We start from the raw sequence: 22,469 nt of genomic DNA, 5'->3' as shown, positions 1-22,469 counted from the left end.
TATCGCTTGCGAATAACCTTGTTCAGGCCGGAATCTTGTGGAAGCCGCTACCGCTCCACTGCAATTCTTTTGGCACCAGACAGGTTTTTTGTTCGATGTGGTATTCGAACTCGCTACGGAAATGCTTAAGGAAACTCTGCACAGGAAATGCTGCTGCATCTCCCAGGGCGCAGATGGTACGACCGGAAATATTGCCGAGCACACTGTTCAGCAAATCCAAATCTTCAGGCTTCCCGAGCCCGTTTTCGATGCGGTGGATGATCTTGTACATCCATGCGGTGCCTTCACGACAGGGCGTACATTGACCGCAAGACTCTTCGTAGTAGAAGAAGGACAGTCGCTCAAGCGCCTTGACCATGCACACCGTTTCATCCATCACGATCACTGCGCCGGAACCGAGCATCGAACCAGCCTTGCTGATCGAATCGTAGTCCATCGTGCAGTCCATCATGATATTGCCGGGCAAGACCGGAGCGGATGATCCACCAGGAATCACCGCCTTGAGCTTGCGGCCGCCACGCATCCCACCACACATTTCCAGCAGGGTGGAAAACGGAGTGCCTAGCGGAATCTCGTAATTACCGGGCCGGTTAACGTGGCCGGACACAGAGAAAAGTTTAGTCCCACCATTATTCGGCTTACCAAGATTAAGATATTCTTCTCCGCCGGTTTTCAGGATGAAAGGAATACTGGCAAACGTCTCGGTATTGTTAATCGTGGTCGGTTTGCCATAGAGGCCGAAAGAAGCGGGGAAAGGCGGCTTGAACCGGGGCTGGCCCTTCTTTCCTTCGATCGATTCGAGCAGAGCGGTTTCTTCGCCACAGATGTAGGCACCGTAGCCATGATGGGCAAACAATTCGAAATTGAACCCTGACCCGAGAATGTTCTGCCCAATGAAACCTGCGGACCTAGCCTCATCCAGCGCCTCTTCAAAACGCTGATAAGTCTCCCAGATTTCGCCGTGAACGTAGTTGTAGCCACGATTAGCCCCCATGGCATACGCAGCGATGGCCATTCCCTCAATCACAGCATGCGGGTTGTACCGCATGATGTCACGATCTTTGAAGGTACCAGGCTCGCCTTCGTCGGTGTTACAAACCACGTACTTATCGCCCGGAAATGAACGCGGCATGAACGACCACTTCAAGCCAGTCGGGAAACCGGCACCGCCACGACCGCGGAGAACCGATTTCTTGACTTCACTAATCACTTCCTCCTGGGAAATTTTATTTTCCAGGATTTTTCGCAGTTGCTGATAGCCGCCGCGGGCAACGTAATCTTTCAACCGCCAAGTGTTGTCACCGTCTAGGCCTTCCATCAGAAGACCGTTGATCGAACCAAGCATTGCCATTATTTGCACTCCTCCAGCAACTTGTCGATCTGCTCTGGGTGCATGTGGCTACACATGCTGCGGTTGTTCACAATAAACACCGGAGCATCCCCACAAGCCCCCATGCACTCGCCTTCCTTCAAAGTGAATTTGCCATCGGGAGTAGTCTCGTTGTAACCAACACCCAATTTTTTCTGAAGGTACTCACCCGCATGGTAACCACCGGACAACGCGCACGGCAGATTGGTGCAGACGGTGATCTTGTACTTCCCCACAGGCTTCAGGTCGTACATGTTGTAAAAGGAGGCCACTTCATAAGCAGCCATTGGGGCAATGCCAAGATAATTGGCCACCCCCTCAATCGCCTCGGAAGGAAGCCAGCCTAGCTCTTCCTGTGCATGCGCAAGACATGCCATCACGGCCGACTGTTTTTGATCAGCCGGATACTTGCCGACTTCGCGGGCAAACTTCTGCAGGGTCTCAGCGGAAAACATCAGCGGTCAATCTCGCCAAAAACGATATCTTGGGAACCGATAATGGTGACAACGTCCGCGATCATGTGACCACGCGACATTTCATCCATACCAGCAAGGTGCACGTAGCCGGGGGCACGAATCTTCATCCGGTAAGGTTTGTTTGCACCATCCGAAATGAAGTAGATGCCAAACTCCCCCTTGGGGTGTTCGACAGCTGAATACGCCTCACCCGGTGGAACATGAATACCTTCTGTGAAGAGCTTGAAATGGTGAATCAACTCTTCCATATTGGACTTCATGTCCTCGCGCTTAGGAGGCGCAACCTTGTGGTTATCAGTAATGACAGGACCGGGATTCTTGCGCAACCAATCGATACATTGCTTAATGATCCGGTTCGACTGCAGCATTTCCTCCATGCGAACCAAATAGCGATCATAGCTGTCGCCATTTACCCCGACCGGCACATCGAAATCAACCTTGTCATAGGCTGCATAGGGCTGCTTCTTGCGCAAATCCCAAGCAATCCCGGAGCCACGCAGCATGGCTCCGCTGAAACCCATCTGCAGCGCACGCTCAGGGCTAACCACACCAACATTTACCAGACGCTGCTTCCAAATCCGGTTATCGGTCAACAGCGTGTGGTATTCAGAGTGATATTTCGGAAAACGCTCGGTAAAATCTTCAAGAAAATCCAACAGCGAACCGCTGCGATTTTCGTTCAATTCCTTAGCCTTCTTGGCGCTGGTCCAAGTAGACTCGGTGTACTGCGGCATACGATCAGGAAGATCGCGATAAACGCCACCCGGCCGATAATAAGCAGCATGCAAACGAGCACCGGAAACAGCCTCGTAAGCATCCATCAAATCCTCGCGCTCACGGAAAGTATAAAGCGCCATGGTCATCGCGCCCACGTCAAGCGCATGACAACCAATCCACAGCAGATGGTTCAGAATCCGGGTAATTTCGTCGAACATCGTACGGATGTACTTACCGCGCTCCGGCACTTCGATGCCGAGAAGCTTTTCGGTAGCCAAGCAGTACGCATGCTCGTTGCACATCATCGACACATAGTCGAGTCGATCCATGTAAGGAACAGACTGAACCCAGGTGCGAGTTTCTGCAAGCTTTTCGGTCGCACGATGAAGCAGACCAATGTGTGGATCAGCCCGCTGTACCACCTCCCCATCCAACTCGAGCACCAAGCGCAGAACGCCGTGCGCTGCAGGGTGTTGCGGACCGAAGTTGAGAGTAAAGTTGCGAATGTCAGCCATGTGCTACATCCCCGTAAGTGTCTTCACGCACGATACGCGGCGTATTCTCGCGCGGTTCAATGCTGACCGGCTGATAGACGACACGCCCCTGATCAGGGTCGTAGCGCATTTCAACATGCCCAGAAATCGGAAAATCCTTGCGGAAGGGGTGACCGATGAAGCCGTAATCCGTCAAGATACGACGAAGGTCATCGTGCCCCGGGAAGGCAACCCCAAACAAGTCAAAGGCTTCCCGCTCAAACCAATTTGCGCTCTTCCACACACCGATGATCGAGGGCACAACAGGAAACTCATCATCTTCGGCAAAGACCCGTACGCGGAGACGGCGATTATGCCGAACAGATAAGAGATGAACAACAACAGCAAACCGCCGCCCCTGCCAGGAGCCGTTACCATAGGCCGAATAATCGACACCACAGAGATCGGTTACTTCCTCGAACGAAAAGTCCTGCTCATCACGCAAAGAAAGCATGAATTGCAAATAATCCTGCGCCGAGACCTCGACAGTCACTTCCCCCAAGGCTGTGACGATGGACTTCAGTTGCCCTCCGAAACGATCCTGAAGGCTTTGGCAGAGCGCTTCCAACTTAGCAGACATAGCGAATCAGCCCTGATAATTAACGTGCAATGGTGTTAGTGCGGCGAATCTTGTTTTGCAACTGAATGATGCCGTACAACAAAGCTTCAGCAGTCGGCGGACAGCCCGGAACATAAATATCAACCGGCACGATCCGATCACAACCACGAACCACCGAATAGGAGTAGTGGTAATACCCCCCCCCATTGGCACAGGAGCCCATCGAAATAACCCAGCGCGGCTCAGCCATCTGATCGTAGACCTTGCGCAGGGCAGGAGCCATCTTGTTCGTCAAAGTACCTGCGACAATCATCACATCCGATTGACGCGGACTGGGGCGGAAAACCACACCAAAACGATCCAGGTCATAACGTGAACAACCAGCGTGGATCATCTCCACGGCACAGCACGCAAGGCCAAAAGTCATCGGCCACAACGAACCGGTGCGCATGTAATTAATCAGCTTGTCCGCCGTCGTCGTGACAAAGCCTTCCTGCAGAATGCCTTCAATCGCCATAGCCCGGCCTCACTCCCATTCCAGCGCACCCTTGGCCCAGGCATATACATAGCCAACGACCAGAATGGCGACAAACACCATCATCTCGACAAAACCAAAGAGCTTGATTGAGTCGGTAGCGACAATATCCTTGAAAATCGTCGCCCATGGAAAAAGAAAGGCGATTTCAAGATCAAACAGGATGAAGAGAATGGCTATCAGGTAATAGCGCACATCAAACTTCATGCGCGCATCTTCGAAAGCCTCAAAACCGCACTCGTAGGGAGAGAGCTTTTCAGGATCCGGCCTACTGGGGGCAAGCAAAAAGCCCATCGCAACCGGCAAGACACCAATTGCAATCCCCACCAGGACGAACATCAGGATAGGAAAGTAGTTTTCCATCATCCGCCGCCATTAGTTCAGTTTCTTATACAAAGCCAGCAGCTAGCTCCTGGCTCATTATTGGTGCCGACGGCGAGACTCGAACTCGCACAGCTTGCGCCACTACCCCCTCAAGATAGCGTGTCTACCAATTTCACCACGTCGGCACAACCTTATTGCCCGACCGGAGATTTCCCCACCAGCCGGACAAGCCTGCTTTACTTCGGAATATTCACTGCCTTGGAGGCACCTTCAACCCCCGCAGCAGCCATCCCGGAGGACTGCTCTGCAGCCTGCGGAACAGCTTGCGATTGTACCGCGTCCTGCATCACACTGCCAGTCGTTTTTGGCTTATCCGCCGCTACATAAGCCAGGGTCAGACTAGTCAAAAAGAACACGGTTGCGAGAATACCGGTAGCCCGGCTAAGAAAATTGGCCGAACCGGAAGCCCCAAACAAGCTCCCGGAAGCACCGCTGCCAAACGCGGCCCCCATGTCAGCCCCCTTGCCGTGCTGCATCAGGACCAGACCGACAATCGCCAAGGCGACCAAAATATGGATCGTCAATACCAAGGAAAAAAACCAGTTCATGCCTTACACCCTTCTAAACTGCCGCGCGGCAGATTCCCAAAAAGTCTTCGGCCTGCAAGGAAGCACCCCCAATCAGGCCACCATCAATATCCGGTTGCGCAAACAACTCAGCCGCATTTTGCGGCTTGACACTGCCGCCATAGAGAATACGCACACCAGCATCTCTCTCCGCCACACCCGACACCAGCAATGATCGGGCAAAAGCATGGACCTCCTGAGCCTGCAGGGGCGTCGCCGTCAATCCGGTACCAATCGCCCAGACTGGCTCATAAGCCAGCAGCGCCTGCTCAGGCCAAACTCCGCCACACCGCTCAAGAACGGCAAGAACCTGCCGCTTGACAACATCAAGCGCAACCCCGGCATTACGTTCCGCCAGCGTCTCTCCAAAACACAGGACAGGTAACAAACCGGCACTCAACGCCGCCACGAACTTGGCCGCCACAGTCGAATCCGACTCTCCGAACAGCGAACGCCGCTCGGAATGCCCAACTAGCACATAAACACACCCCAGTTCCTTCAGCATGCCGGCAGAGACTTCGCCGGTATAGGCCCCCTCCGGATATTCACTGAGGGTCTGCGCCCCAATCGCCACCCTCGTACCACGCAGAGACTCGAACGCCGGGAGCAAATAGGGAAACGGTGGAAAAACCGCAACATCACAGGGCGCGCTCGCCAGACCTTGCTTCACTGAATCGAGCAATACCTGATTTTTGGCGAGCGAACCGTTCATTTTCCAATTCCCGGCCACCAACTTCTTACGCATCATCTGCACTCTTTTTCGCAGGAAAAACCTGACGATTATACAGAGCCAAAATTTTGCGGGTCAAGAAAGGCCAGCAACGTGAAAAGACGGCCAGTTAGTCAGCAACCCCATCCATCCCAACCAAGGCCTTACGTGCAACCTCAGCCAACTCTACGGCAGCAGCCTCGACTTCAACTCTGTCCTGCCCCTCCACCATCACCCGCAGCACGGGCTCGGTACCCGAAGCCCGAAGCAAAACCCGCCCCCGCCCCGCCATCCGGGTCTCAACCATACCAACCCGTGCCACCAGTTCAGAATAATCCTGCCAGCGGCACCCGCGTGGAGCCGGAACGTTGATCATTTTTTGGGGATAGAGCTGCAAATCTGCCAACAAATCCCGCAGCGAGCACTTCTGCAGGCGCAATGCCGCAAGAACCTGCAAGGCAGCTACAGTCCCATCCCCAGTGCTATGCCGATCAAGCGCCAAGATATGCCCGGAACTTTCCCCTCCGTAAATCCAGCCTTTGGCATGCAACATTTCGAGCACATAACGGTCGCCAACAGCCGCCCTCGCAAACGGAATACCCATCTCCGCAAAGGCGTGCTCAAGCGCCAGATTCGACATCAGGGTTCCAACCACACCAGCCACCGGCTCGGAGGCAGCGCGCTGTCTGACAATCGCATAAAGCAACTGATCGCCGTCGTACAGCCCCCCCTCGGCGTCGACCATCTGAATTCGGTCAGCATCACCATCCAATGCCAACCCAAGATCTGCGCGAGAGGCCCGCACCGCCTCGATCAGCGCCCCTGGAGAGGTTGCACCGCAAGCTTCGTTAATATTCAGACCATTGGGCTGCACCCCGATAGCAATCACCTCGGCCCCCAATTCATGAAAGACGCTGGGTGCGGTCTGGTAAGCTGCGCCATGCGCACAATCGACAACAATCTTCATGCCGCGCAAATCAAGATCGGCCGGAAAGGTGCTTTTGCAGAACTCGATGTAGCGACCCCTGGCGTCGTCGATACGCTTGGCCCGCCCGAGATCGGCCGAGGCGACGCACTCCAGCGGGGCATCTACCCGAGCCTCAATCGCCAGCTCCACCGCATCCGGCAACTTGGTCCCCTGCGCGGAAAAAAACTTGATGCCATTATCCGCGTAGGGATTATGGGACGCAGAAATCACCACCCCCGCCTGCAAGCGCAAGGCTCGGGTCAAGTAAGCAATTGCCGGCGTTGGCAAAGGCCCGACCAGACAGACATCTACCCCGGCGGCGGAGAAGCCGGCCTCCAAAGCTGATTCCAGCATATAGCCGGAAAGCCGCGTATCCTTACCGATCAATACCGCCGGACGTTCACCTCCGGGCAAACCAGAGCCTTCAATCAATACCCGCCCGGCCGCATAACCCAGCCGCATAACAAAATCCGGCGTGATCGGAGATACTCCAACTCGCCCGCGAACACCATCGGTCCCAAAATATTTCCTAGCCATTCTCCACCCCACATTCCTCAACCGCCCGCAAAACCTTCAAGGCATCGCAGGTTGCCGCCACGTCATGCACCCTCAGAATCGCCGCCCCCTTCTGAGCAGCCAAGGCAGCCGCAACTACGCTGGCTGACAATCTCTCCTCAACCGGTCGCCCGGTGACTGCGCCCAGCATGCTCTTTCGGGAAACCCCAACCAATACAGGCCACCCCAGCGCAGCAGTCACGGTCAACCCGCGAAAAAGCGAAAAATTGTGCGCTGCGGTCTTGCCGAAACCAAAACCAGGATCCAACACCAAACGCGCATCATCGACCCCAGCTTCGCGACATCGGGCGACAGCCGCCAACAACTCGGAATTCACCTCCCCAAGCACATCGACATAACTAGGGGCATCCTGCATACTCCCCGGCACGCCCTGCATATGCATCACGCAGATACCGCAATCCGCCCCGGCGACAACCGCCAAGGCCTCCGGGCTGCGCATGCCGGAGATGTCATTAATCATCGCGCAACCTGCGGCCAATGCAGCCTCCATTACCTCCGGCTTGTAGGTATCGACAGAGACAGGAACCCCCCAGGTAACTACCTCGCGCAGCACAGGCAACAAACGCGCCAATTCATCCTTAGCTGTCACCGCTGGAGCCCCCGGACGGGATGACTCAGCGCCGAGATCGAGAATATCGGCCCCCGCCTCCAACTGCGCACGGGCATGCGCCAGCGCAGCAGCAACGGATACAGCCCCCACGCCATCACCGGAAAACGAATCGGGCGTCAAATTGACAATTCCCATTACCAACGGGCGCTCTAGCGATAAACGATACTTTCCACAGTGCAGCAAAAGGAACTCCACAAAAGAAAAACCGGGAGTCCAAGACTCCCGGCGAGTATTACTGAAACTCAGACCGCCGGTGTTGCGCTGGGTTCGGCGTCCGGCGAACCACCTCCGCCACTACCGCCCACCGCCTTGCCACCAGAAGGCTTGGGCGGACGCGGCGGACGCCCGGCCATAATGTCGTCAATCTGTTCGGCATCGATGGTCTCCCAATCCAGCAACGCTTTGGTCATCGCCTCGACCTTGTCGCGGTTCTCATCGAGCAACTTGCGCGCAAGTGCATACTGCTGATCAATGATCCTTGCGATTTCTGCGTCAACCTTCTGCATCGTCGCCTCGGAAACATTCTTGTGCTGAGTCACTGACCGGCCGAGGAACACCTCGCCTTCATTCTCGCCATAGACCATGACACCGAGATCCGACATCCCGTAACGAGTCACCATATCCCGGGCCATCGAGGTAGCACGCTCAAAGTCGTTAGAAGCGCCGGTAGTCATCTGATTCATGAACAACTCTTCGGCAATCCGGCCACCAAACAGAACCGCGATCCTCGACAACAGATACTCCTTGTCGTAAGCATACCGATCCTGTTCCGGCAACTGCATGGTCAAGCCGAGTGCGCGTCCGCGCGGGATGATCGTCACCTTATGCACCGGATCCGACTTCGGGACCAGCTTGGCAACTACGGCATGGCCTGACTCGTGGTAAGCCGTGTTCATCTTCTCTTCCTCGGTCATAACCATGCTGCGGCGCTCGGCCCCCATCATGATCTTGTCCTTGGCCTTCTCAAAATCCTCCATGTCGACCAGACGCTTGTTCCCGCGGGCCGCGAACAACGCTGCCTCGTTCACCAAGTTCGCGAGATCGGCACCGGAAAAACCCGGCGTACCGCGCGCAATGATGTCTGCCTTGACATCACCGGCAATCGGAACCTTGCGCATGTGCACCTTGAGAATTTCCTCGCGACCACGAATATCCGGCAGCGGCACCACGACCTGGCGGTCAAAACGCCCCGGACGCAACAGCGCCGGGTCGAGAATATCAGGACGGTTAGTGGCTGCAATCACAATGATCCCGGTATGGCCTTCGAAGCCATCCATCTCAACCAGCAATTGGTTCAGGGTCTGTTCGCGCTCATCATTACCGCCACCAAGACCGGCACCACGATGACGACCAACCGCATCGATTTCATCGATGAAGATAATGCATGGTGCGTGTTTTTTGGCATTTTCAAACATGTCGCGAACTCGCGCCGCGCCGACGCCGACAAACATCTCGACGAAATCGGAACCGGAAATGCTGAAGAACGGCACCTTGGCTTCACCAGCAATAGCCTTCGCCAGCAGGGTCTTGCCGGTTCCCGGATTGCCGACCATCAGGACCCCCTTAGGAATGCGGCCACCCAGCTTCTGGAATTTGGATGGATCGCGCAGGAAGTCGACCAACTCCTGAACTTCCTCCTTGGCTTCATCGCAACCAGCGACATCAACAAAGGTAATGGTGTTCTGCGCTTCGTCCATCATCCGTGCGCGGGACTTCCCGAAAGAAAAAGCACCGCCCTTGCCACCGCCCTGCATCTGCCGCATGAAGAACACCCAAACCCCGATCAGAAGCAACATCGGGAACCAACTGACGAAGAGATTCATCAGAAAAGATGGCTCTTCTTCGGGTTTGGCTTCGATTTTCACCCCATTTTTGAGCAGGTCGGAAACCAGCCACAGATCCGGCGGCGCATACGACGTAATCCGCTTGCCTTCGGAAGTGGTGGCCTTCAGGGTACGCCCCTCCATCACCACCTTGGCAATCCGCCCCTGCTTCACCTCTTCGATGAACTGGGAATACTCGATCGAACCGTTCGGAACCTGCCGGTTATTGAACTGGTTGAAAACGGTCATCAACACCAGGCCGATCACCAGCCAGACCGCAAGATTTTTGAACATGTTGTTCAAGCCTGCTCTCCTCTATCCAACGTCGAGCGAAAAGACGACATTCTAAACAAAACTTTCAACGCAAGACACGACCCAGCAAATACAACTCCGGACTGCGATCACGCGAAGCATCCGGCTTACGCACCTGAACGGTCTTGAAAGTCTCGCGCATCAGGCGCAAAAACGCCTCGTAATCACTACCCTGAAACACTTTGACCAGGAAAGCCCCATCCGGTTTCAAATGCGCCCGGGAAAACTCCAGACCCAGTTCCGCCAGATGCATCACCCTGGCCTGATCAACCAGCGGCACCCCGGACATATTGGGAGCCATGTCCGACATCACCAGACCAACCTGGCGCTCACCAACGCAGGCCTCCAGGCGTTCGAGCACATCATCCTCACGAAAATCCCCCTGAATGAAGTGCACGCCATGCAGAGGTTCCATTTCCAACAAATCCAGAGCGATCACCAACCCCTCGCCACCAACCCGCTTGACGGCCACCTGCGACCACCCCCCTGGGGTGGCGCCAAGGTCGACAACCACCTCGCCACGGCGCAGTAATTTATCCTTATCGTCAATCTCCATCAGCTTGAAAGCAGCCCGCGAACGCCAGCCTTCCTTCTTCGCCAACTGCACATAAGGGTCGTTGACGTGCTCCTGCATCCACGCCTTGCTGGTCCGGGTTCTTTTCATTCGGTAAAATACGGTTTTTGAAAGGTTTTAAACAATGCTGCAATTATCGCCTATCGAGCGCCGGGAATTGAAAGCCCGCGCCCACAGCCTGAACCCAGTGGTTTCGATTTCTGAAAACGGATTGACTGATGCGGTCATGCGCGAAATCGATGTCTGCCTGAAAGCCCATGAACTGATCAAAATTCGTGTTTATGGCGACAGCCGGGAAGACCGCATCGCCTACTATGAGCAGATTTGCGCCGAGCTGGGTGCTGCACCGGTACAACATATCGGCAAACTGCTGGTCGTCTGGCGCCCGGAACCGGAAGAAAACAAGGCCCCTAGCAAGCCACGCCGTGCGGCACCGCGCCGGACCAAACGTAGCTTTCAAGGCTAAATCCGACTGGCACCGCCGTAGCGGACGACCACGAGCAAGGCCACTAGGCTTTGCAACAGATAGACTCCGCTGGCTGCACCGTGCCAGCGGACAAACTGCTCGCGAAGCGGGCTTTGCATGACATCAAGCGGCGCCACCGCCGCTTTCAGCGCAAGCATTTCTGGCTGCAGCAAAGCCAAGCTCACAACATGGCCCGCGACAATCAATAAAACGAGCAACACCAAGGGAAAACGCTGTCGCCAACCACGCCCCGGCCCCCTTGGCCAAAGTGAAAAAAGCACCGGGGGTGCGAGCACCAAGCCAACCCAGGCTGCCATTCGCAGCAACTCGCCTGCAACCCGTCCGGCCATGACCCGATCAGGCAACAATACAAACAACTGGGGCACCACCAGGTAGCCCACTACCCACAGACTACCTACCCACACAATTAGCAGCGGCCCACGAAGCCAGTCCGAAAAATGCCGCTGCACGAATTTACTCGTAGCGAACGTCGAGAATTTCGTATTCGCGCAAACCACCCGGGGCCTGAACTTGCGCAATATCACCCGAATATTTTCCAATCAGCGCACGAGCCAGAGGAGAACTGACTGAAATCTTGCCATCCTTGATATCGGCCTCATCTTCGCCGACGATCTGATAGGTAACCGTATCACCGGAGTCCTGATCCTCCATTTCGACGGTAGCACCAAAAACGCAACGGCCATCGGCATCGAGCAGTTTTGGATCAATGATCTGCGCATTGGAAAGCTTGCCTTCGACTTCCTGGATGCGCCCCTCGATAAAACCCTGACGCTCCTTGGCGGCATCGTACTCGGCATTTTCCGACAGATCGCCATGCGAACGTGCCTCAGCGATCGCTGCGATCACGTTTGGACGCTCGACAGTTTTCAGCCGATGCAGCTCTTCACGCAGCTTTTCAGCACCTTTTACGGTCAACGGTACTTTATTCATCTTTTTCCCTCGAAAAAGCAAAACCGCCGGCGCCCACAAGGGCGACCCGGCGGCTGAAACAACGATTACTGCAGTTGTCCGTGCAGCGACTGGATGGAATAGACTTCCAGCTCGGCACGGTTGCGAATCCCCTCGGCGGCGGCTTCAGCCCCCCAGATCGTGGTGTACATCGTAACTCGCGCCTGCAGGCCTGAAGTCCGGATCGAACGGGAGTCGTTGATCGCGCCGCGCTTTTCCTCGACGGTATTGATGATCAGAGCGATTTCATCGTTCTTGATCATATCAACGATATGCGGACGGCCTTCAGTGACTTTGTTCACCTGCTGCACCGGCAGCCCTGCAGCCTCGATGGCCTTGGCCGTACCGCGCGAAGCAACCAACTGGAAACCCGCTTCATGGAGATGGCGAGCGATCTCGACCGCCTTGGCCTTGTCGCTATCCTTGACCGACAGGAAGACCTTGCCGGTCTTCGGCAACTTCACTCCAGCAGCCAGCTGCGACTTGACAAAGGCCTCGGCAAAGCTGGTACCAACGCCCATCACTTCGCCAGTCGACTTCATTTCCGGACCGAGAATAGTGTCCACCCCCGGGAATTTGACGAAGGGGAAAACAGCTTCCTTGACCGAGAAATACGGAGGCACAACCTCCTTAGTAATCCCCTGTGCCTTCAGGCTCTTGCCCGCCATACAGCGAGCAGCGATTTTGGCCAGCTGGAGACCGGTTGCCTTGGAAACGTAGGGCACGGTACGCGAAGCGCGCGGATTCACTTCCAGCACATAGACCTCGTTGTCCTTGATCGCGAACTGCACGTTCATCAGACCGCAGACGTTGAGCGCCTTGGCCATCAGCTTGGTCTGGCGGCGAAGTTCGTCCTGCACAGCGGCAGACAGTGAATACGGCGGCAGCGAGCAGGCCGAATCGCCGGAGTGCACACCGGCTTGTTCGATGTGCTCCATGACGCCACCGATGATCACTTCCTCACCATCGGAGAGCGCATCAACATCGCACTCCACCGCGTCGTTCAGGAAGCGGTCGAGCAGCACCGGCGAATCGTTGGAAACCTTCACCGCTTCGCGCATGTAGCGCTCAAGGTCCTTCTGCTCATGGACGATTTCCATGGCGCGTCCACCCAGCACGTAGGACGGACGAACGACCAGCGGATAGCCGATTTCGGCAGCCAGGCGCAGCGCTTCCTCTTCGGTGCGCGCGGTGCGGTTGGGCGGCTGCTTGAGGCCAAGATCGTGCAGCAGCTTCTGGAAGCGCTCGCGATCTTCGGCGATGTCGATGGATTCGGGCGTCGTACCGATAATCGGCACGCCGTTGGCTTCCAGCGCCAGGGCCAGCTTCAGCGGGGTCTGGCCGCCGTACTGGACGATGACGCCCTCCGGCTTTTCGATGGCGCAGATTTCCAGCACGTCTTCCAGCGTCAGCGGCTCGAAGTACAGACGGTCGGAGGTGTCGTAGTCGGTCGAGACGGTTTCCGGGTTGCAGTTGACCATGATGGTCTCGTACCCGTCTTCGCGCATCGCCATCGCGGCATGAACGCAGCAGTAGTCGAATTCGATACCCTGACCGATACGGTTCGGGCCACCGCCCAACACCATGATCTTTTTCTTGTCGGTCGGATTGGCCTCGCACTCATCCTCATAGGTCGAGTACATGTAAGCAGTGTTAGTCGAGAATTCAGCCGCGCAGGTATCGACGCGCTTATAGACCGGGCGCACGTTCAGCTCGTGGCGACGCTTGCGGAACTCGGACTCGGTCGTCTTCAGCAGGTAGGCCAAGCGACGGTCGGAGAACCCCTTCTTTTTCAGGAAACGCAGCTCTTCTGCGGTCAACGACAAAAATTCGCGCTTTTCCACTGCCAACTCGAGGTCGACAATTTCCTTGATCTGAACTAGGAACCACGGATCGATCTTGGTCAGTTCGAATACCTTTTCCACCGACATACCGACGCCGAAAGCATCGGCGACGTACCACAGGCGATCCGGCGACGGACGCGCCAATTGCTCGTCGATGGTTTCCGGATCGACCGACTTCAGGTTGAAGCCATCGACGCCGACTTCGAGACCACGCAAGGCCTTCTGCAGCGACTCCTGGAAGGTGCGGCCCATGGCCATCACTTCGCCAACCGACTTCATCTGGGTGGTCAGCGTCGAATCAGCCTGCGGGAACTTCTCGAAGGCGAAACGCGGCACCTTGGTCACGACGTAGTCGATCGACGGCTCGAACGACGCCGGGGTCTTGCCGCCGGTGATGTCGTTGGTCAGCTCGTCGAGCGTGTAGCCAACCGACAGCTTGGCGGCGATCTTGGCGATCGGGAAGCCAGTGGCCTTGGAGGCCAGCGCCGACGAACGCGAGACGCGCGGGTTCATTTCGATGACGATGCAGCGACCATCCTTCGGATTGATCGAGAACTGCACGTTGGAACCACCGGTATCGACGCCGATTTCGCGCAGCACAGCGATCGAGGCGTTACGAAGCAGCTGGTATTCCTTGTCGGTCAGCGTTTGGGCCGGTGCAACGGTAATCGAGTCGCCGGTGTGCACCCCCATCGGATCGAGGTTTTCGATCGAGCAGACGATGATGCAGTTGTCCGCCTTGTCGCGAACCACTTCCATCTCGTATTCCTTCCAGCCGAGCAGCGATTCTTCGATCAACAACTCGTTGGTCGGCGAAGCTTCGAGACCGCGCTTGCAGATGGTCTCGAACTCTTCCATGTTGTAGGCAATGCCGCCGCCCGTGCCGCCGAGCGTAAAGGAGGGACGAATAATAGTCGGGAAGCCGATGGCAGCCTGCACCTGGTAGGCCTCTTCCATGCTGTGGGCGGTGGCCGAGCGGGCGGAACCGAGACCGATCTTGGTCATCGCGTCCTTGAACTTCTGGCGGTCTTCGGCCTTGTCGATGGCTTCCTTGGAAGCACCGATCAGCTCCACGCCAAATTTCTCGAGGACGCCTTCACGGTCGAGGTCAAGCGCGCAGTTCAGTGCGGTCTGGCCGCCCATGGTCGGCAGCAGCGCGTCCGGGCGCTCCTTCTCGATGATCTTGGCAACGACTTGCCAGGTGATCGGCTCAATGTAGGTAACGTCGGCCATTTCCGGGTCGGTCATGATCGTCGCTGGGTTGGAGTTCACCAGGATGACCTTGTAACCCTCTTCGCGCAGGGCCTTGCAGGCCTGGGCGCCGGAGTAGTCGAATTCGCACGCCTGACCGATGATGATCGGGCCGGCGCCAATGATGAGAATACTTTGAATATCTGTACGTTTCGGCATCTTGTGTATCTCTCTCTGTGCCGCTTATTGCGCGGGATTCAACGCAGCGACGCCACGCGTCATGCAGTCGAGGAAGCGGTCGAAAAGGTAGGCCACATCATGCGGACCGGGGCTGGCTTCCGGATGCCCCTGAAAGGAGAAGGCCGGCACGTCGGTGCGCGCAATGCCTTGCAGGGAACCGTCGAACAACGAGACGTGGGTAGGACGCAGATTGGCGGGCAATGAATCGGCATCAACTGCAAAGCCGTGGTTCTGGCTGGTGATCAACACCTGACCGGTATCCATGTCTTTGACCGGATGGTTGGCGCCGTGGTGCCCGAATTTCATCTTCAGGGTCTTGGCGCCGGAAGCAAGCGCCAGCAACTGATGCCCCAGGCAGATACCGAAGGTCGGCACTCCGCGCTCAAGGAATTCACGAATGGCAGCAATCGCGTACTCACAAGGCTCGGGATCGCCCGGACCATTCGACAGGAAGACGCCATCCGGCTTCATTGCCAGCACGTCGGCCGCAGGGGTCTGGGCCGGCACAACGGTCAGCTTGACCCCACGTTCGGCCAACATGCGCAGGATATTTCGCTTGACTCCAAAGTCGTAAGCAACGACATGGAAACGCTCTTCGGCACGCTGCTTGTAACCCTGCAGGGTCCACTCAGCCTCGTTCCAGAGATAGCCTTCCTTGGCTGAAACAACCTTGGCCAGATCCATCCCGGCCAACCCCGGGAAGGCCCGAGCCATGGCCAGCGCCTTCGACTCATCAGCTTCGCCGGCCAGAATACAACCAGCCTGAGCCCCCTTTTCACGGAGAATGCGGGTCAGCTTGCGGGTATCAATCCCGGCGATGGCAACAATGCCGTGCTTTTTCAAATAGGACGACAAATCGTCCTGACAACGCCAATTGGAAGCACGCCGCGGTAGATCACGAATGACCAGCCCAGCAGCGTAGTTCGCATTGGATTCAAAATCTTCCGCATTGCAGCCGGTATTGCCGATATGCGGATAGGTCAGCGTCACAATCTGACGGCAATAGGAAGGATCGGTAAGGATTTCCTGATACCCCGACATGGCAGTATTGAATACCACTTCGCCGCTGGTGACGCCGTCAGCGCCGATGGACTGGCCGCGAAAGACCGTACCGTCGGCAAGGGCAAGAATGGCGGGGGAAAATGAGGGCAACAAGGACACGACCGGCTCTCCTGGGAATTTCAGCTTATTCATGCGCCAAGCGGGAAGGCTTTCGCCTCCCCGCTTGTACTTTCAAACCTTCCAATTTTAGCCGAAAAGCCCACCCTCAGGCAAATCGAACACCGGAAAAAGCCAGCCAATCAACGCAAACCGAGTACATCCTGCATATCGAACAAGCCATTTTTGCGCCCAGCAAGAAAACGCGCTGCCCGCAAGCTACCGAGAGCATAAGGCATGCGACTACTCGCCTTATGGGTCACCTCGACCCGTTCGCCGAGGCCACAGAACATAACCGTATGGTCACCAACAATATCTCCGCCCCGCACCGTCGCAAAACCAATGGTGGAAGGATCGCGCTCACCGGTCACGCCTTCGCGCCCATAGACCGCACACGCCTTGAGGTCACGCTCCAGCGCCCCGGCAATGACCTCACCCATGCGCAACGCCGTACCAGAGGGCGCGTCGATTTTCATGCGGTGGTGAGCCTCGACGATTTCGATATCGTAGCCCTGACTCAAAATCCGGGCAGCCGTATCAAGCAACTTGAAAACCAGATTGACCCCAACGGCCATATTGGGAGCAAAAACCACAGGAATGTCTTCTGCTGCCTTGGCAATCGCCGCCTTGCCCTCTGCCTCGAAACCGGTCGTCCCGATAACAATGGCCACCCCCGCCTGACGACACAACTCAAGATGCCGCAAAGTCCCTTCCGGCCGAGTAAAGTCAATCAGACAATCAATTGCTGCCATACCGCCGACCAGATCGTCACTGACCAGCACCGGAGCAGCCATCCCAACCAGTTCACCAGCGCTCTTGCCAACCGCCGGACTACCGGGCAAATCGAAGGCCGCCCCGAGCACCACCCGCTCATCCTTGAGCACAGCCTCGATCAGCATCCGTCCCATGCGCCCACTGGCGCCCACAATTCCAATCCGCGGTACAGTCATTTTACAAACCAATCATATTCATCAAACGGCGCAAATAGCCCTGCTCTTCACTTGGTGGCAAGCCCTTCGCCGCAGCCTCCGGCGAGATGGAGCCCAGATCGACGACCCGATTGCGAGCCACCGGCGCAACCAAATCGGCTACTGCAGCCACCTCAACGTCACCCGCAACCCGCTCAAGACGATTATCACCGTCGAAAAAGAGAGCCAGCTTGCGAGTCTCAACCTGCTCCGTCTGACCATTGCGGTAACGATAGACATAATCCCAGCGTTGCTGATGGAAAATATCCGCCACCAGTGGCGTACCCAGCACGTAACGAACCTGATCGCGGGTAAGCCCAGGCTTCAGTTGCGCCACCATTTCCTGCGACAGGACATTGCCCTGCTGAACATCAATCTTGTATTCGCTGACGAAAGCAGGCTTGTAGGAACAAGCTGCAATCGACAGGCAAAAACCAAGCGTAAACAACGGGCGAAATAAAGGCATGCTCAATTCCGGAGTTTCTCAAACGACGGGGAAGCGTTATATCATACCCGAAATCCCCAACGGCCCAGAGCCACTGATTTCCGGAAAAAATACAAGATGAGCGACGCGCAAAGCCTGAAAAACATCGGGCTGAAAGCCACTTTCCCCCGCCTGAAAATTCTCGAACTGTTCGAGAACAGCACCCAGCGACACTTGGCAGCAGAAGACGTTTACCGCCTATTGATAGCGGAAAACATGGATATTGGCCTGGCCACCGTCTACCGCGTGCTAACCCAGTTTGAACAAGCCGGCCTCCTTGAACGACATTTCTTCGAGTCAGGCAAGGCCGTATTCGAAATCAACCGCGGCAAACACCACGACCACCTGGTTTGCATCAACTGCGGCCGCGTCGAAGAATTTTACGACCCGGAAATCGAGCGCCGGCAGAATGCGATTGCCGAAGAGCGCGGTTTTGCCATCCAGGACCACGCTTTATACCTATACGCTCAATGCACCAAGAGCGCCTGCCCGCACCGCCAGGACAAGGACAACTGATACAGCGATGCCCGATTTAAGTACAGGCAACGCAGCCAGCCAGTGGCTGGCATCGGCAGGCACCAGCTTTGCGCTGATCACCCTGGCGGAATTCGGCGATAAAAGTCAGCTGGTCTGCATGACGCTGGCCGCACGCCACCGAGGACTACCGGTAGCAGCCGGGGCCCTCTCCGCCTTTGCCCTGCTCAACCTGCTGGCCACATTATTCGGCGCTGCAGTTGCAGCCTGGCTTCCCGAATGGCTGATCACTGCAGCTGTCGCAACTCTCTTTGCCGCCTTCGGCATCAGCGCCTTGCGCTACCAGGAGGATGACGAGGAGGAAGCCTGCCCGGACAAGCCGGGACACGGAATTTTTGCCACAACTTTCCTGCTGATTTTTCTCGCCGAATTTGGCGACAAAACGCAAATTGCCGTTGCTGGCCTCAGCAGCACACAAGCCACTACCGCTGTCTGGTGTGGTGCCACCCTGGCCCTGGCCGGCACCTCGCTGATCGGAATTTACGCTGGGCGACGCTGGCTCAAGCGCTTGCCACTGGCCTGGATTCATCGCGTCAGTGGTGCGCTGTTCCTGCTGCTTGCGGCCTTCGCCCTCAGCCGCCTGTTCTGAGCTGCCTCAAGCCCAAGCCTCGACGGCTGGCGGCACCAGACCGCCACCCATCTGACGATAGGCAGCCACACCGTGCAGCGCAAACGGATCGCGTGCTGCCGACTCGGTACCTGCCCCCGCGTCTTCGGCCCGTGCCTGTTCGCGCCTTGCTTCCTGCGCCATGCGCGCCGCCTGCGCTGCCACTGAACGGTCCTGCGCCGACGGATCGGCAGGCGCCAATGCCGCCGCCTGTACCTGCTCTGCCCTGGCCAGTGTTTCACCCGGAGTACGGCCGGGCGCCATACTAATCGCCACTTCTCCGGCGACAGCATATTGCCGGCCATCAGGCCCCCGCTGATATTGATAACTGGCACTACCGGCCAGCCCCGCACCAGCCGCCTGATGAGCCTGCTCATGAGCTCGAACCTTGCGATCAACAGCCGCCAAGCGAACCAGTTGCTGCGCCTCATCAACCCCTTCCCGCCCTCGACCGGAACCACTGGATGCACGCCCAGCGAGGGGGACACCTGACGGCCAGGCTAACGAAATTGAAACAGGATAGGCAACAGACATGGAAACACGATCTGCAGAAGGAGGTGGCGCCAGGCCCAGCCAGGCCAAAACCTCAGGCGAATGAAATAAAACCCACCATTTGGGTCAGGCCAAACGTGTCCGACAGAAACCAAAAACTCGTATTGACTATAGCCCCGCTACTAGCCGAAACCAATCAAATGGTTTCTAGGGCCAGCAATTCGCGCGCATGTGCCAGAGTGATTTCAGTCAACTCAACCCCGCCGAGCATGCGGGCAATTTCACCAATCCGCTCCTGTTCGCCCAGCGGGTAGATCGAACTAACCACCTCCTCACCCTGACGCGACTTGGCTACCTGCCACTGCCAGTTGGCCCGGGCCGCAACCTGCGGCAAATGAGTCACGCAAAGCACCTGGCGCTCCGCTCCAAGTTGTCGCAACAACCGCCCGACAATCTCGGCTACCCCTCCACCGATCCCGACATCGACTTCGTCAAAAATCAGGGTTGGAACCTTGGCTGAACGCGAAGTCAAAACCTGAATTGCCAGACTGATACGCGATAACTCGCCCCCTGAAGCCACCTTGGCCAAGGGCCTGGCTTCATTGCCAGCCAGTCCGCCGATCCGGAACTCAACCTGCTCCAGGCCAAAGGGAGCCGGTCGCTCGACTTCCAGCAGAGCGACTTCAAAACGACCGGAGGCCAGCGCCAACTGCTGCATGGTTGCACTGACGGCCCGACCAACTTCAACCGCCGCAGCCCGGCGAGCCTCGGACAACTGTCCCGCCAAGGCACGATAGGCAGCTTCGGTCGCAACCACACGCGATTGCAACAACTCCAGGTCAGCCGCGGCCTGCAACTCGCCCAATCGCCGCTGCCAACCGATCAATAATGCCGGCAACTCCGCCGGCGTCACACGCTGACGACGCGCCTGCGCCAAAATGGCATCAATCCGCTGCTCAACCTCGCTTAGACGCTCCGGGTCAAGATCAACTCGATCCAGATAGCGTTGCAGCTGGGACACCGCCTCACCCAGTTCGGCCTGCACCGACTCCAGCAAAGCGGCAACCTCGGCAAGCGCCGGATCGAACTCGGCCACACCCTGCAAGCGGGCTACCGCGCTATCGACCTGCTTTTCGCACGCAACTTCTTCGCCAGCCAGCACCTCCAGCGCGAATTGTGCACCGGCCATCAAACCAGCCGCATGCCCCAGACGGCGCTGCTCGATTTCGAGCTGATTCCATTCGTCGACCGTAAAAGCCAAACGTTCAAGTTCAGCCACCTGCCACTCGAGTTGCTCGCGCTCGCGTTGCAGACTCTCGGCGTCGTGAGTCGCCTGCTCCAGCGTCTGCCGCGCAGCTCGCCAGGCCCGCCAGGTTTCACCCAACTGCATCACCAGCCCGGACAAGCCAGCGTGCTGATCGAATAATTGACGCTGGGCGTCCGGCCGCAAAAGCGATTGATGCGCGTGTTGACCGTGGATATCGACCAACCAGTCACCTACTTCGCGCAACTGCTGGGCAGTGGCGGAAGAACCATTGATATACGCCCGGGAGCGCCCGCCCGCATCGATCACACGCCGCAGCAGCAATTCGTCGTCGTGCGAGAAATCATGGGCCGCCAACCATTCGGCAACTTCGGGCTGAGCCGAAATATCAAAGACCGCTCCCACCTCGGCACGCTCACGCCCTGCCCGGACCACGCCAGCGTCAGCTCGCTCGCCAAGGGCCAAGGCTAAAGCGTCAATCAGAATCGACTTGCCAGCCCCGGTTTCACCGGTCAATGCACCGAACCCGGAAGAAAACTCCAACTCCAGCCGATCAACAATCACGAAATCACGAATCGACAGACTGCGCAGCATCAAACCCCCTTGGGACGTTCGCTCCAATGCAGTTTCTGCCGCAACATCGCAAAATAGCTGTAGCCCGGCGGATGGAGCAGACAAATGGTGTATTCGGAACGGCGCAGCCGGATGCAATCGTCCGGCTGCAGATCAAGCGTAACCTGGCCGTCGAAATGCGCCCGCGCATCGTCGGCATTGGCGATCCGCAATTCGATTTCGGCGCTGTCATTGACAATGATCGGACGGTTGCTCAAGGCGTGCGGGCACAAGGGCACCAGCGCGATGCCGGTCAACGTCGGATGCAGGATCGGCCCGCCAGCCGACAGCGAATAAGCGGTGGAGCCGGTCGGCGTGGAAACGATCAGACCATCGGAGCGCAGGTTGTAAATGAACTCGCCGTCGATGAAGAGTTCGAACTCGATCATCCGGCCGATGGCACCCTTGTCGATCACCACGTCGTTAAGTGCCATATTGCTGGCGATCTCGCGCCCCTGGCGCACGATCTCGGCAGCGAGCAGCATCCGCTTCTCGGGCGTAAACCGCCCGTCGAGCAGATCGTCCATGCAGGTCAGCATATCGTCACGACCGATGTCGGTCATGAACCCCAACCGCCCCTGATTAACCCCGACCAGCGGCACCCCGTAACGTGCCAGCCGCCGGGCGGCATTCAGCATGGTGCCGTCGCCACCCAAGACGATGGCAAGATCGGCATGGGCCCCGATATCGTTGAAACCGCAAGTCACCCAACGCGCCAGATCGACCAGGCGGCCAATGTTTTCGGCCGTCTCGCGCTCAACGAAAACGGAAACACCCCGTTCGTGCAGATACTCTGCCAGCCGGCGCAGGGACTCTGCGATTTCCGGACTGTGGTAACGGCCGATCAGGGCGATGGTGCGCGGGGGACGAAGGGAAGCATAGCTTCTAATCATGGGGGCGAATTCTTGCACAAAAAGCGCTTGCTGCGTC

At 57.1% G+C, this 22,469-nt stretch carries 24 protein-coding genes and 1 tRNA gene; 3 read left to right on the top strand and 22 right to left on the bottom strand.

Annotation, left to right across the window (positions count from 1 at the left end; genetic code table 11):
* Positions 1-22 precede the first annotated feature (22 nt).
* From nuoF to rlmE, 13 genes are all read right to left on the bottom strand, one after another.
* Positions 23-1,351 (bottom strand): NADH-quinone oxidoreductase subunit NuoF, encoded by a 1,329-nt coding sequence (gene nuoF / locus VX159_RS05050; protein ID WP_371324895.1) that lies wholly within the window; start codon positions 1,349-1,351, stop codon positions 23-25.
* On the bottom strand, positions 1,351-1,824 hold the full coding sequence (nuoE, locus tag VX159_RS05045; protein ID WP_371324894.1) for an NADH-quinone oxidoreductase subunit NuoE: 474 nt from the start codon (positions 1,822-1,824) through the stop codon (positions 1,351-1,353). The genes nuoF and nuoE overlap by 1 nt, the downstream gene beginning before the upstream one ends.
* Entirely contained in the window at positions 1,824-3,077 is a 1,254-nt protein-coding gene (locus tag VX159_RS05040; RefSeq protein WP_371324893.1) for an NADH-quinone oxidoreductase subunit D, read from the bottom strand. Before VX159_RS05040 ends, nuoE begins: the two co-directional genes overlap by 1 nt.
* Positions 3,070-3,675, bottom strand: a complete 606-nt coding sequence (locus VX159_RS05035; RefSeq protein ID WP_371324892.1) for an NADH-quinone oxidoreductase subunit C — start codon at positions 3,673-3,675, stop codon at positions 3,070-3,072. Before VX159_RS05035 ends, VX159_RS05040 begins: the two co-directional genes overlap by 8 nt.
* Positions 3,676-3,694: 19 nt before the next feature.
* The gene (locus VX159_RS05030) at positions 3,695-4,171 is read right to left on the bottom strand and encodes an NADH-quinone oxidoreductase subunit B family protein (RefSeq protein ID WP_290893201.1); all 477 of its coding nucleotides are present in this window, start codon (positions 4,169-4,171) and stop codon (positions 3,695-3,697) included.
* Positions 4,172-4,180: 9 nt separating this feature from the next.
* On the bottom strand, positions 4,181-4,555 hold the full coding sequence (locus VX159_RS05025; RefSeq protein WP_371324891.1) for an NADH-quinone oxidoreductase subunit A: 375 nt from the start codon (positions 4,553-4,555) through the stop codon (positions 4,181-4,183).
* 58 nt (positions 4,556-4,613) lie between these two features.
* Positions 4,614-4,698, bottom strand: a tRNA-Leu gene (locus VX159_RS05020).
* Between the two features lie 51 nt (positions 4,699-4,749).
* Entirely contained in the window at positions 4,750-5,121 is a 372-nt protein-coding gene (secG, locus tag VX159_RS05015) for a preprotein translocase subunit SecG (RefSeq protein ID WP_371324890.1), read from the bottom strand.
* A 13-nt stretch (positions 5,122-5,134) separates the two neighbouring features.
* Positions 5,135-5,884: a triose-phosphate isomerase gene (gene tpiA, locus VX159_RS05010; protein ID WP_371325493.1), complete on the bottom strand. Its 750-nt coding sequence runs from the start codon at positions 5,882-5,884 to the stop codon at positions 5,135-5,137.
* 94 nt (positions 5,885-5,978) lie between these two features.
* Positions 5,979-7,352, bottom strand: coding sequence for a phosphoglucosamine mutase (gene glmM, locus VX159_RS05005; RefSeq protein WP_371324889.1), 1,374 nt, complete (start codon positions 7,350-7,352; stop codon positions 5,979-5,981).
* The gene (gene folP, locus VX159_RS05000) at positions 7,345-8,136 is read right to left on the bottom strand and encodes a dihydropteroate synthase (RefSeq protein WP_371325492.1); all 792 of its coding nucleotides are present in this window, start codon (positions 8,134-8,136) and stop codon (positions 7,345-7,347) included. The genes glmM and folP overlap by 8 nt, the downstream gene beginning before the upstream one ends.
* Positions 8,137-8,243: 107 nt before the next feature.
* The gene (gene ftsH, locus VX159_RS04995; RefSeq protein ID WP_371324888.1) at positions 8,244-10,127 is read right to left on the bottom strand and encodes an ATP-dependent zinc metalloprotease FtsH; all 1,884 of its coding nucleotides are present in this window, start codon (positions 10,125-10,127) and stop codon (positions 8,244-8,246) included.
* A 55-nt stretch (positions 10,128-10,182) separates the two neighbouring features.
* A complete protein-coding gene (gene rlmE, locus VX159_RS04990) occupies positions 10,183-10,800 on the bottom strand; it encodes a 23S rRNA (uridine(2552)-2'-O)-methyltransferase RlmE (RefSeq protein WP_371324887.1) in 618 nt (205 codons plus the stop codon).
* A 34-nt stretch (positions 10,801-10,834) separates the two neighbouring features.
* Between rlmE and VX159_RS04985 the strand changes: the two genes are divergently transcribed.
* Positions 10,835-11,176, top strand: a complete 342-nt coding sequence (locus VX159_RS04985) for a YhbY family RNA-binding protein (protein ID WP_371324886.1) — start codon at positions 10,835-10,837, stop codon at positions 11,174-11,176.
* Here the strand turns inward: VX159_RS04985 and VX159_RS04980 are convergent.
* The 6 genes from VX159_RS04980 to VX159_RS04955 all read right to left on the bottom strand — a co-directional run bounded on the left by VX159_RS04980 (position 11,173) and on the right by VX159_RS04955 (position 18,012).
* Entirely contained in the window at positions 11,173-11,646 is a 474-nt protein-coding gene (locus VX159_RS04980) for a DUF4149 domain-containing protein (protein ID WP_371324885.1), read from the bottom strand. The two genes, VX159_RS04985 and VX159_RS04980, sit on opposite strands and share 4 nt — an antisense overlap.
* 4 nt (positions 11,647-11,650) lie before the next feature.
* The gene (greA, locus tag VX159_RS04975) at positions 11,651-12,127 is read right to left on the bottom strand and encodes a transcription elongation factor GreA (protein WP_371324884.1); all 477 of its coding nucleotides are present in this window, start codon (positions 12,125-12,127) and stop codon (positions 11,651-11,653) included.
* A 65-nt stretch (positions 12,128-12,192) separates the two neighbouring features.
* A complete protein-coding gene (gene carB / locus VX159_RS04970; protein WP_371324883.1) occupies positions 12,193-15,399 on the bottom strand; it encodes a carbamoyl-phosphate synthase large subunit in 3,207 nt (1,068 codons plus the stop codon).
* 24 nt (positions 15,400-15,423) lie between these two features.
* Entirely contained in the window at positions 15,424-16,614 is a 1,191-nt protein-coding gene (carA, locus tag VX159_RS04965; protein ID WP_371324882.1) for a glutamine-hydrolyzing carbamoyl-phosphate synthase small subunit, read from the bottom strand.
* A 107-nt stretch (positions 16,615-16,721) separates the two neighbouring features.
* The gene (gene dapB, locus VX159_RS04960; protein ID WP_371324881.1) at positions 16,722-17,528 is read right to left on the bottom strand and encodes a 4-hydroxy-tetrahydrodipicolinate reductase; all 807 of its coding nucleotides are present in this window, start codon (positions 17,526-17,528) and stop codon (positions 16,722-16,724) included.
* A 1-nt stretch (position 17,529) separates the two neighbouring features.
* Complete coding sequence (locus tag VX159_RS04955; protein ID WP_371324880.1) at positions 17,530-18,012, bottom strand: outer membrane protein assembly factor BamE; 483 nt, start codon at positions 18,010-18,012, stop codon at positions 17,530-17,532.
* A gap of 96 nt (positions 18,013-18,108) precedes the next feature.
* Between VX159_RS04955 and fur the strand changes: the two genes are divergently transcribed.
* Both fur and VX159_RS04945 read left to right on the top strand, forming a co-directional pair.
* The gene (gene fur, locus VX159_RS04950) at positions 18,109-18,546 is read left to right on the top strand and encodes a ferric iron uptake transcriptional regulator (protein WP_371324879.1); all 438 of its coding nucleotides are present in this window, start codon (positions 18,109-18,111) and stop codon (positions 18,544-18,546) included.
* A 7-nt stretch (positions 18,547-18,553) separates the two neighbouring features.
* A complete protein-coding gene (locus VX159_RS04945) occupies positions 18,554-19,153 on the top strand; it encodes a TMEM165/GDT1 family protein (RefSeq protein WP_371324878.1) in 600 nt (199 codons plus the stop codon).
* Positions 19,154-19,159: 6 nt separating this feature from the next.
* Here VX159_RS04945 and VX159_RS04940 read toward each other — a convergent pair whose 3' ends face one another.
* The 3 genes from VX159_RS04940 to VX159_RS04930 form a co-directional block, all read right to left on the bottom strand.
* Positions 19,160-19,705: a putative metalloprotease CJM1_0395 family protein gene (locus VX159_RS04940; protein WP_371324877.1), complete on the bottom strand. Its 546-nt coding sequence runs from the start codon at positions 19,703-19,705 to the stop codon at positions 19,160-19,162.
* 154 nt (positions 19,706-19,859) lie between these two features.
* On the bottom strand, positions 19,860-21,521 hold the full coding sequence (gene recN / locus VX159_RS04935) for a DNA repair protein RecN (RefSeq protein WP_371324876.1): 1,662 nt from the start codon (positions 21,519-21,521) through the stop codon (positions 19,860-19,862).
* Positions 21,521-22,432, bottom strand: coding sequence for an NAD kinase (locus VX159_RS04930; protein WP_371324875.1), 912 nt, complete (start codon positions 22,430-22,432; stop codon positions 21,521-21,523). Before VX159_RS04930 ends, recN begins: the two co-directional genes overlap by 1 nt.
* Between the last annotated feature and the right edge of the window lie 37 nt (positions 22,433-22,469).

Origin of the sequence: Dechloromonas sp. ZY10, assembly GCF_041378895.1 — a bacterium.
In the GTDB taxonomy this organism is placed as follows: domain Bacteria; phylum Pseudomonadota; class Gammaproteobacteria; order Burkholderiales; family Rhodocyclaceae; genus Azonexus; species Azonexus aquae.
The sequence above is the reverse complement of the archived record's forward strand: the minus strand, read 5'-3'. Positions and strand labels throughout refer to the sequence as shown.

Bases quoted from the DNA above. Each gene is read 5' to 3' on its own strand.
- VX159_RS05040 (WP_371324893.1), bottom strand. From the start codon at position 3,077: ATGGCTGACATTCGCAACTTTACTCTCAACTTCGGTCCGCAACACCCT.
- VX159_RS04930 (WP_371324875.1), bottom strand. From the start codon at position 22,432: ATGATTAGAAGCTATGCTTCCCTTCGTCCCCCGCGCACCATCGCCCTG.
- rlmE (WP_371324887.1), bottom strand. From the start codon at position 10,800: ATGAAAAGAACCCGGACCAGCAAGGCGTGGATGCAGGAGCACGTCAAC.
- nuoE (WP_371324894.1), bottom strand. From the start codon at position 1,824: ATGTTTTCCGCTGAGACCCTGCAGAAGTTTGCCCGCGAAGTCGGCAAG.
- VX159_RS05035 (WP_371324892.1), bottom strand. From the start codon at position 3,675: ATGTCTGCTAAGTTGGAAGCGCTCTGCCAAAGCCTTCAGGATCGTTTC.
- VX159_RS04955 (WP_371324880.1), bottom strand. From the start codon at position 18,012: ATGCCTTTATTTCGCCCGTTGTTTACGCTTGGTTTTTGCCTGTCGATT.
- tpiA (WP_371325493.1), bottom strand. From the start codon at position 5,884: ATGCGTAAGAAGTTGGTGGCCGGGAATTGGAAAATGAACGGTTCGCTC.
- VX159_RS04945 (WP_371324878.1), top strand. From the start codon at position 18,554: ATGCCCGATTTAAGTACAGGCAACGCAGCCAGCCAGTGGCTGGCATCG.
- recN (WP_371324876.1), bottom strand. From the start codon at position 21,521: ATGCTGCGCAGTCTGTCGATTCGTGATTTCGTGATTGTTGATCGGCTG.
- VX159_RS04940 (WP_371324877.1), bottom strand. From the start codon at position 19,705: ATGTCTGTTGCCTATCCTGTTTCAATTTCGTTAGCCTGGCCGTCAGGT.
- secG (WP_371324890.1), bottom strand. From the start codon at position 5,121: ATGAACTGGTTTTTTTCCTTGGTATTGACGATCCATATTTTGGTCGCC.
- greA (WP_371324884.1), bottom strand. From the start codon at position 12,127: ATGAATAAAGTACCGTTGACCGTAAAAGGTGCTGAAAAGCTGCGTGAA.
- carB (WP_371324883.1), bottom strand. From the start codon at position 15,399: ATGCCGAAACGTACAGATATTCAAAGTATTCTCATCATTGGCGCCGGC.
- VX159_RS05030 (WP_290893201.1), bottom strand. From the start codon at position 4,171: ATGGCGATTGAAGGCATTCTGCAGGAAGGCTTTGTCACGACGACGGCG.
- nuoF (WP_371324895.1), bottom strand. From the start codon at position 1,351: ATGGCAATGCTTGGTTCGATCAACGGTCTTCTGATGGAAGGCCTAGAC.
- dapB (WP_371324881.1), bottom strand. From the start codon at position 17,528: ATGACTGTACCGCGGATTGGAATTGTGGGCGCCAGTGGGCGCATGGGA.
- folP (WP_371325492.1), bottom strand. From the start codon at position 8,136: ATGGGAATTGTCAATTTGACGCCCGATTCGTTTTCCGGTGATGGCGTG.
- carA (WP_371324882.1), bottom strand. From the start codon at position 16,614: ATGAATAAGCTGAAATTCCCAGGAGAGCCGGTCGTGTCCTTGTTGCCC.
- fur (WP_371324879.1), top strand. From the start codon at position 18,109: ATGAGCGACGCGCAAAGCCTGAAAAACATCGGGCTGAAAGCCACTTTC.
- glmM (WP_371324889.1), bottom strand. From the start codon at position 7,352: ATGGCTAGGAAATATTTTGGGACCGATGGTGTTCGCGGGCGAGTTGGA.
- VX159_RS04985 (WP_371324886.1), top strand. From the start codon at position 10,835: ATGCTGCAATTATCGCCTATCGAGCGCCGGGAATTGAAAGCCCGCGCC.
- VX159_RS05025 (WP_371324891.1), bottom strand. From the start codon at position 4,555: ATGATGGAAAACTACTTTCCTATCCTGATGTTCGTCCTGGTGGGGATT.